This is a genomic window from Sphingomonas sp. S-NIH.Pt3_0716, assembly GCF_003950715.1.
GTDB classification, from domain to species: domain Bacteria; phylum Pseudomonadota; class Alphaproteobacteria; order Sphingomonadales; family Sphingomonadaceae; genus Sphingobium; species Sphingobium yanoikuyae_A.
Map to the genome: position 1 here is coordinate 211,861 of NZ_QLJK01000004.1, position 9,493 is coordinate 221,353.

A 9,493-nucleotide genomic window follows, 5' to 3' on the forward strand; every position below is an offset into this window, starting at 1 on the left:
AGAGTAACGACCAAAATTGTCGCAGGCACATTCATTAATGACATGACAAAGCATTTTAGCTTACCGCCAGCGATACCGGCGCTGGCGAGGCAGCTACCGGTTGGGGGATAATTGAGAATGAAGCTTATCTTCGGCCTTTCATGTGATGGCCCTTCCTTTCCGGATTTTCCGGGTCTGAATGAAGGCGTCTTCAATGCCGCCGTTGTGGGGCCTCAAGGCCTGGTAGAGATGCTCGAAGTGCAGTTGGGCCTCACGGCTCCCCGCGTGGCACATGCTGTTCGAGTCTCGAGCTATGCTGCTAAACTGCGTGCCGCGTTGGCCACTGCCCCCGAACTGTTCTTCGCTCAATCGTTGACCCTTGATCCATGGGCCACTGCCGCGTCCTTGCTTGAATGGCGAGATCAGCTGGTCGCTGGCGGCTGGTCTGGAGCTATGGTCGGCGCGGCGCGAATCGATGCTTTTGCGAAAGTAGAAGGGGCAGGTGACATACTTCCGCCCAGCATCACGGACCGCACGCGTAGCCTCTGCGAGGCGGTCAAAGCCCGTGCCAGCTTGCCGCTCACCTCAATCGAGCTGGTCGAGCCAAGAGATTTGTTGCCACCTCTCTGGCAGGCCCTCATCGAAACGCTCGAAACATCGGGGGTCAAAATTTCACGGGTTTCGGCCTCTGAGAATGCCGTCAGCGATCTGAGCCATGTGCAAGCATTTCTAGAGGACGGATCTCCCGCGACACTAGCAGGCGATGGGAGCTTTGTGATCGTGGAGGCAGACACCGCCCTGACGGCGGCCGAAGCAGCCGCAGAGTGGCTCGCCCATTGCTCAGAAGCTGAGCTGCATGGCACGGTTATCGTGAACGCAGATGGAGATACGGCACTTTTGGACGGCGCGCTGCGGGCTCGCGGTCTTCCGGCTCTGGGCTTGTCTGCCTCATCCCCTTGGCGGGGAGCATTACAGGTGCTGCCACTCGCCTTCGCCGCTTCATGGGCCCCCTTCAACGCCAAGGCGATGCTCGATTTGCTCATGCTACCGCGCCCTCCGATCCCCCGCAGCGCGGCCCGCAAGCTCGCCTATGCACTTAGCCGGGAACCTGGCAACGGCGGTGCAGCGTGGATCGCCGCATGGGCCTCTATCGAATCAGATCTGTCCGATCGAATGCCCGAAGAGCCACAGAAAAAGCGCGACGCAAAACTCGCTGCGTGGCGGCAATGGACATCTGGGGCGTTATACCAGCGGCACGAAGGGATGCCTGCGGAGGCAGCAAAGTCGATCGCCTCTCGGGTCGCGCAATGGGCGCTTGAAACAAATGCGGGGACCGCCGATCCGCTTTTCCTCACGCTGGTTGGTGCCGCGACGGCCCTGACGCAAGCAATCGATGTGCTTAACATCGACATTCTTTCGCCGCTGCTGCTCGGGCGAATGATCGACCAGGCGCTCGCGGACGGCGCTCAAAATCCCAACCATGTCGCGACATCGGGCGGACTGCGTGCCGTGCGTCATCCTGGGGCGATTTGGGATCAGGCCAAGCATGTTCTTTGGTGGGATTTCAAAGGCCCCGGAGAGCGCGTGACGCCGCTTCCGTGGAGCAGGGAGGAGATCGCCGTCCTAAAGGCGACCGGCTGCAACATCGAATCGCCGGCCGCGACGGCCGCGCGAATTGGGTGGAGTAACGCGAACGCTGTGCATCGCGCTGGCGAGCGACTCATCCTTTTCTCTCCGGCGTTGTCGGCTGGGGAAGAGACGACCAGCCATCCCCTCGCCCATCAGTTGAACCCATTGACGGCGCCCGCTGGGGACATGGTTCGATGGTCGGCAGAGCAGCTTTTGCAGGGACCATCTCATGAGCTCGCGGGACGCAAGCTTTTTCGAGAAGCGATCGCACCAGCATGCCCCCCAATGCCGCGGGCGCACTGGTCACTGCCCGCGTCCGTGATCGCCAAACTCGACGATCGCATTGAAAGCGCTACCAGCCTTGAGCATCTGGCGGATTGCCAAATGCGTTGGCTTCTTCTTGATGTCTTGCGCCTCTCCCGCGGCCGCGTTGCTGAGATCCCAGGCACGAACCAGTTGCTTGGCAACCTCGCCCATGAACTCGCCAACCGCGTCTTCCCCGCAGGTTCGGCACCAGATTCAGACACAGTTTTCTCGCAAGCCAACAGTCTGTTTGATGAATTGCTTAGTGCGATCGCGACGCCGCTTCAGCAGCCCGAATATGCGGGCGAGCTAGCAGCCGCCCGCGTCAAAGTCCCAGCTGCTCTGGCCCAGCTGGCACAGCTCCTAAAGGCGATGGACGCAAAGGTGATCGGCACGGAAATTGAACGCGAGAGAAAGTTCGTCGATGGCCCTCATGTAAAGGGCCGGATTGACATGCTGGTGGAGCACCCTGCTCACGGAACAGGCGTGATAGACCTGAAATGGTCGAGGAGCGTTAAGCACCGCCGCAACGAGCTGGCCGAGGGACGCTCTATCCAACTCGCGACATATGGCGCGATAGCAAACCCCAACAGTGCAGCGCACACTCCAGGCGCATTCTACATGCTGGACCAGCGGCAAATGATTGGCCTCAATGGCACATTCCTCGCCGAGGAAGTCGTTCAATCCGGCCATAGTCTGCCAGATACGTGGACCAATCTAGTTTCTACCTGGCAGATATGGCGTGATCTAGCACGAAGCGGGACTGCAGTGGCAGCAGGCGTCCACGAGGCTGAGGCTCATATACCCGCCGATCTTCCAATCGAACCTGGAACCGAACCATGTCGCTATTGCGAACTCACGGCTCTGTGTCGCGTGGGCGTGGAGGCCAACTGAAGATGACTATGCCCACTATCACAACCGTTGTCGCCTCTGCCGGTGCCGGCAAAACGACGCGCATCGTTGGAACCATTGCTACGGAGGTTGCGTCCCGCGATCCCGAAACCATCGTGGCCACCACGTTCACCGTAAAAGCAGCTGATGAACTGATCGAGCGCTCGCGCGCCAAGCTTTTCGAATTGGGCATGCCAGACAAGGCAGCACGGCTGCTCGGAGCCCGTTTCGGAACAGTGAACGCCATTTGCGGTCAAATCGTGTCGGAGAACGCCATCGCTCTTGGACGGTCGCCGCGCGCCGAGGTCATTCCCGAAAGCAGCGTGCCGCGAATCTTTGCGATCGCCGCCGACACCGCGATTGAACGTCACGCGCCCGCGTTGAACGAACTGGCCGAAATCATGGGGTTCTTTGAGCCTAAACGAGCGGCTGACGCTGGTCGAAGTGATTGGAGGACAACCGTCAGGCGCTTGATCGAGCTCGCTCGAGCAAATGGAATTTCGTCCAGCGAACTAGCCATTTCTGCAGAACGATCCGTAGAGACATTTCTTGAATTGCTCCCGTCGGCTTCGCCCCGCAGCAGCGACGAGTTCGACGCCAATTTGCTAGCGGCCGTAAGGTCGGCAGTGTGTGCAGTGCCCGCTGAATTTAGCGCCACCGCTAAAACGCATGTGGCGTTGCTCCGTCAAATTGATGCCGAAATCCGTCGAGGCGGACGAATCTCCTGGCCGAATTGGGCTCGTCTGTCGAAGGTCAGCTGCGCTAAGAAGGACGGTCAAGCATTCATCGATGCTCTTGACGCCGTTGCACAAGCGGCTGGGCGGCATCCTGAGCACCCACGGCTTCGTGAGGATTGCAGTCGGTTCATCAGATCGGTCTTCGCCTGCGCAGGCGAAGCGCTCGCAGCGTTCCAGGCTTATAAGGCAGAACGCGGCTTGTTGGACTTCACTGATCAAGAGGCGCTCGCGCTCCAAGTTCTTCGTGACCCGGCGATGTCTGCTAGCCTCGGTGAGCGCATTGGTCGATTGTTTGTCGATGAATTTCAGGATTCCAGTCCGCTACAGGTGGCCATCTTCACAGCCATGTCAGACCTGGTCGATACAAGCACGTGGGTTGGGGATCCGAAGCAGGCCATCTACGGCTTCCGCAATGCTGACAGTGCCCTGACTCAGGCCGCGTTCGCAGGTGTCGCCGCATCATCCAGCGAACCACAAGATGTGCTGGCAACCTCCTATCGCAGCCGCGAGGGCATCATAAACCTTGTCAATGCGGCCTTCCCCCCGGCCTTGGGCGCAATGGGCCTGAAAGCTGAGGAACATGCTTTTACCGGGACGGGTCGCAGCGAAGACGGCTTCACGCAAGCTCCGCTGGCGGTGTGGTGGCTCGAAGGCAAGCTTGAGCTCCAATATGCCGCACTGGCCGCCCAAATCCGCGATCTGGTGAAATCCGACGCCCCCTGGGAAGTCGCGGCAAAGCCAAAGGGCGTGCGGGCGCTTCGCGCGGGAGACATAGCCATCCTGTGTCGTAGCAAGGCGGACATCGCGAAGGTATCAGCTGCGCTCAGCCAACAAGGCATCAAGGCCGCAGTCGAGCGCGAGGGTCTTGCCCAAACGTCGCATGTCCAACTTGTCATGGCGGCATTTCGTTGGGTCGCAGATCCCACCGATCGTCTCGCGCTTGCCGAACTGGCTCGCTTCTTCGCCGACGACCCGGCCTCGAAATCTTGGCTTGAAGCACTCGGCGCAGAAAATTTCTCAGAGGCGATGCTCGCCGCCGTTCCTATTTCCTCAGATCTTTCCGCGATCCGTGAGCACATTCTGTCGTTGACGCCGGCGGATCTCGTCGATGCGATCCTCCTTCTCCCCGAGCTCAATCGCCGTGTAGAAAGTTGGGGTGACGTGGCGGCCCGGGTAGACGATCTCGAAGCCCTTCGAGGTTTCGCGCGGAGCTACGAGGAAAGCTGCGCAAGCGAGGGATCCCCGGCAACACCCTCCGGATTGGCGCTCGCTTTGGCCGCAGAAAATCCGGCACGCCCACGAAGCCTGCAGGACGATGCCGTTAAGGTCATGACCTACCATGGTGCGAAGGGGCTTGAATGGCCCGTCGTCATCCTGACTGGACTAGGCAAAGAACCAGAGCCGAGGCTCTTCGAGCCAACGGCCGAAGCCGACGGTGAGATAGATTGGCAAAATCCGCTTACCGGGCGCTGGATCCGCTTCTGGCCTTGGCCCTATGCCAGCCAAAAGAAGGACGTATATCTCGATGCTTCAGCGCCCAATTCGACGCTGGGGCAAAAAGCCGCGATTCGAACGAGGGATGAAGAGGCTCGCCTTCTCTATGTCGGCATGACGCGCGCTCGCGATCATCTTGTGTTTGCGCCTCCGGCAAAGGGCACACTCCATTGGTTGAAGGTCCTCGCCGGGGACGGGTTAGAGCATTTCACTCTGCCACCTGCCACCGGCGATGGGATTCGTGCTGGCACGGAGACTTTCCCAGCCAGGATCGCAACGTTGGTGAGCAACGAAGGCGTCGACGCCCAACCTCCTGTCGTGTCATTCGGACGCATCGCGCGACCAACAACCCAACGAGCGCCACTTTACCGCCGCCCAAGCGAGGCATCGAGTGACGCAACCTTCATTATCATAGAGAAGGCAATAATCGGACCCCGCTTGCCGTTTGCAGGCACCCCGGACATGCCCCTGCTCGGCGAAGCGGTGCATGCCATCATTGCCGCAGATCAAAGCGACGCTCCATTGGACCGGCGTCTGGCTCAAGCGCAAGCCATACTCGATCGCTGGGGTGTACATCAGGTTGCCGCACAGGATGTACTAGGAGCCAACGAACGACTGCTCAGCGAAATATCCAGGCGTTGGCCCAATGCCACGGTACGCCGCGAGACTCCTATTGCGGCACGCATTGGGGATCAGGTCGTTACCGGACGCATTGATCTACTCGTCGAACACGAATTTGGCTTTGCCGTCATCGACCACAAATCCTTTCCGGGTTCTCCAGACAGCTGGGATGCACGAGCGACTGCGTATGGTCCTCAAATCGGGCTTTACGCGGAAGCTTTGGATAAAGCGCGACCTAGTGCTAAGATCGAAATTTTCGTCCATATGCCCGTTGTGGGAGGCTTCCTGCATATAGCGCGTGGAGTGCCGACCTCTTGAATTGGTCCTTGCTCTCAAATTGACTTTATGGGCGTAAAGGGTACCGGGTTCGGAATGGAGCTGCAGGGATAGCTGCCTCTTATGCCGCTTCAGATGCCTATAAACTGATCAACGCACGCCTGCTCATCGTGCTTGACTGCCAATCAATGCGGTTTTGGAGGCTGTCCAATCCTTGTCGTTCGATGGTGGCTGCCGCGCGCCATACGAGGGACCGGCTTAGCCCATCATTCACAAACGGTCGCTGGAAGAACCGTTTTGTTGTACGGCTGTATTTTTTTGATTTTTATGAACCTGGTATTGTTTTCTGGTCCAGAACAGAAGCTCGCAAATAAAGTTGTTGGCTTCGCCTTTCGCTGCCGCCATGGTTTCAAGCGCAGGATCTGCCTGGGTTTTCCTGTTCCTGCGGCGAGTGTTCACTGAACACGCCCCTCGCGGGCGGCCTTCGGCCGCACATGACTGTGGCACTATCCTCCCGCAACGAGGCAGCGTTGCGGGAGGAATTTATTTTTCTACTTAGATCTTTGAATGCTGCCATCCGGGCCGGGATAGCGTGACATTGATTGTGTTCAATTTCGCTTATGACATCCGAAAAGGTTGTACTATCGCCAACCTCAATCAGTCGCTGGTGTGACAGTCCATCGCCGATGCCCGTCTGGATCGAACATAATGGCGACATCGTATGCTCCATATTGAGTGTCATTCTAACCGGCACATCAAGGTCGCCGATGCGCCGGCTAGCCACATGGATTGCATGATCTTTGAACGGCTGCTGCTGATCGCCGACGCTGCGGTTTTTGAACTTGACGACGTCTTTTTCTGAATAAAGCCAGTAGCGCCCCGGCTCCAGCCAAAGACCATGCTGCGTAACTACTTCGATCTTGAACGAGCCCATCGCGTCGGACGCCTCGCACTCCAGCCAAGCTATGACGTCATCCAGATGGCTGGTCGGAAGCGAGAAATGGATAGAGTCTATATTGGCGTAGCAAATCTGAACATTCGGCGCGCGAACAAGAATCCTTTCCATCATCTCCAAGAGCATGATGCGGCCGCGAGCGACGATCCGCTGCCCCAGAAGATGGCATGCTGAACCGTTCCGAAGGTCGGGGCCGCGAACTTTAGTGCCGTTACTTCCGTGGTCCAACGTTACGCCTCTACGACCATCCAGCCAGATGTCGGTGGCGGCCTCCGGCTCATCGATTGGCACATCGATACCATAGTAGGATTGAACATGCGCCATCGCGGCCGTTTGGCTTTTGAAGGTTCGCGTCGGCCTTGATGGGCGGCTTGCGCACGATGTCATGAGTGTCGCAAGAAACTTCTCCCGATCCGCTAAAGTTTTGTTGCGCTGGTTTCGATAGTTCTTCCTTCGAGCGAAAGACCGCCTCGCTTCCTTAGCTAGCGGATGCGCGACCGTCTCATCCGAGATTATAGCCTCTAAGAGATAGATGCGGCGAAAATGCCGACTGAAATAGGAAAGTTCGAATTCGTTAAGGTCGATCGCTACCGGTTCATTTAGCCGCGCACGCAAATGGCGTCCGGAATGGAAGCTGCGAAACGGATTGTGTCGAATGATGAAGTCCGAGGTGGGCTCGTGCAGAACGCAGCGATACAGACCGGTGGTGAGAATTTCACTCGGATCGAAATCTCGGCGCAGTTGCACAAGATGTAATGCAGATGGCTTGGGAAAGCATTGCTGCATGCAGCTAGGGTACATGCCATTAAAGTCGATTGCGACGACGCATCGGTTAGGCCGCACTTCTTCGAGGACATACGCTTCCTGGATCGGCAAATGCCAAGCTGAATAGAAGCGGGCGTCATAGATACTGCGTTGGCGCAACGCATTGCAGATGGTGTTCCACTTTTCGTCGCAGAAGGAAGATGGGGAGATGAGATGCTGCCCAAAGCGCCGAATAATCGCCTCGGCTGCGCGAAGGCTTGCCATAGAATCGTTAAGGAAGCGACATTCTGGGAGCCACGGGTACAAATCCTCTAGCGCCGCTGGTGATTCCACTCCTGGGTTTGCCAGCGCGATCAAGTCGGCTTCGCGCCTAGTCAAGGTGACAGCCCGCGCATCGCCTGGAGCATATGTCTCGATCGCTTGCGTCCCATTCAGATCGCTGATCAAAGATGCGTCGGCTCCAATCAAATGGAATCTTTCCGGCATCTTATTTTTTCGCTTACGCAGTAGAATAGGGCGATCCGGGACTAACAAGTCGGCTGGCCCATGAAAGCGATAGACCCGGCTCATCGGCGGCGCGTCCGATTTCGACCGGCCCGCCGCAGGCGCAAAACTCCACATTGCGCGAGGGCGAGTTCATTGATGATGGCGACGCGATCAAACTGATCAGAACGCGTAGCGCGCTCAAGGCCGTGACGGATTGAAAATGGATAGAATTCCAGCAGTGACCGGATGTGCCTAAGGCGCCAATTTCTTATGGATCGCCTATTTTCTATCAGCAATTCGCGCTCCGCCCCCAGCGTTTGACGATCGCAGGTATAGGCCACAGAAAGTTTCTCAAGTTCCGCCACCGACGACAGCCGAAGTTCTTGCGTGGAGAAGTGGAGGCGCGCCAAAGCTAGAATTTTCCTTGTCCTTTCACGATCAAGCGACACACCTCCCGGATGATCAGACCTTCCGTCGGCCATCGCATGAAGAGCTGCCTGCAACATTCCGGTACGCCTGTATGCGGTCATTGGAATAGAATGACCGCCGGTTAACACAGCGCGGATGCGCCCATCCGCGCTGGTAGAACGCGAAATGCCCTCGGCTATGAGGAATTGATTGATGAGTGCCCTTATGCCGTGCGGCAATGTAGCGGTGATCGCTGAAGAATAATCCAGCCGCTCCAACTTGGCATATCTCGCGACGGCATATGAATTACCGAGCTTCAGCATGGCTCGAATGAATTGTCCTTCTATATCCTTCCATTTCACTTGGCCATGAAGAGAAATTGCTTCAGATTCTGAGCCGATTAGCATTCCAGCCTGATGTACGGCATATCGCCAATCGGATGGTGTAATATCATTGCAATTCAGATATCTCGCCGACGTAGATTTGCCCGCCAGCAACCTGATTTCGCCAATTTCGTCGAGCTCAAGTTCAAGCGCAGCCTCCTCAGCTTCACGCTCATTCTCCGCACAGATAGCGTCGATGTTGATGTAACAATCAAGATCGCCTACCCAGATGCTCAGACCGCTACAATTGCTCATGAAATAATCCTAAGGCCTAACGCATTAAGAAATCTAGGGGTTATTCTGAGGAGTGTAGGATTGATGACGTCTCCTTACTCGTGTCATCGAAGTTTTTTTTCAATTGAGCGAAAAGCGCGACATCGAGATCCCCAAAGCGCTGCGCTTGTTGCCTCAAAAGCGGGACCGAGATTCCCTCGCGCAATTAGAGCGGTTTCCACACGATCTGACTCGTCAGGGATTCCCTTCGCGGCGCCGTTGTGATTCAGCCTTCCTGCTGGTGGCAGGAGGCCAGCATGGATGGCACGAACGCTATCACAGGATCTTCGGGA

Annotated in this window: 5 protein-coding genes; 3 read left to right on the forward strand and 2 right to left on the reverse strand. The window is 57.2% G+C overall.

Translation table 11 applies throughout. The annotated features are described in order from the left end of the window. Window positions 1–117 precede the first annotated feature (117 nt). Window positions 118–2,805: a PD-(D/E)XK nuclease family protein gene (locus tag BRX37_RS04920; protein WP_318276609.1), complete on the forward strand. Its 2,688-nt coding sequence runs from the start codon at window positions 118–120 to the stop codon at window positions 2,803–2,805. 2 nt (window positions 2,806–2,807) lie between these two features. Beyond that, window positions 2,808–5,972 (forward strand): UvrD-helicase domain-containing protein, encoded by a 3,165-nt coding sequence (locus BRX37_RS04925; RefSeq protein ID WP_125985743.1) that lies wholly within the window; start codon window positions 2,808–2,810, stop codon window positions 5,970–5,972. Window positions 5,973–6,339: 367 nt separating this feature from the next. Here BRX37_RS04925 and BRX37_RS04935 read toward each other — a convergent pair whose 3' ends face one another. Both BRX37_RS04935 and BRX37_RS04940 read right to left on the reverse strand, forming a co-directional pair. After that, window positions 6,340–8,220 (reverse strand): hypothetical protein, encoded by a 1,881-nt coding sequence (locus tag BRX37_RS04935; RefSeq protein WP_125985745.1) that lies wholly within the window; start codon window positions 8,218–8,220, stop codon window positions 6,340–6,342. Next, window positions 8,217–9,182 carry a hypothetical protein gene (locus tag BRX37_RS04940; RefSeq protein ID WP_125985746.1) on the reverse strand — a complete coding sequence of 322 codons (966 nt, stop codon included), beginning with the start codon at window positions 9,180–9,182 and terminating at the stop codon, window positions 8,217–8,219. Before BRX37_RS04940 ends, BRX37_RS04935 begins: the two co-directional genes overlap by 4 nt. Window positions 9,183–9,285: 103 nt before the next feature. Here BRX37_RS04940 and BRX37_RS27050 point away from each other — a divergent pair. Further along, window positions 9,286–9,493: hypothetical protein (locus tag BRX37_RS27050; protein WP_206434115.1), on the forward strand; the 208-nt coding region annotated here is incomplete at its 3' end.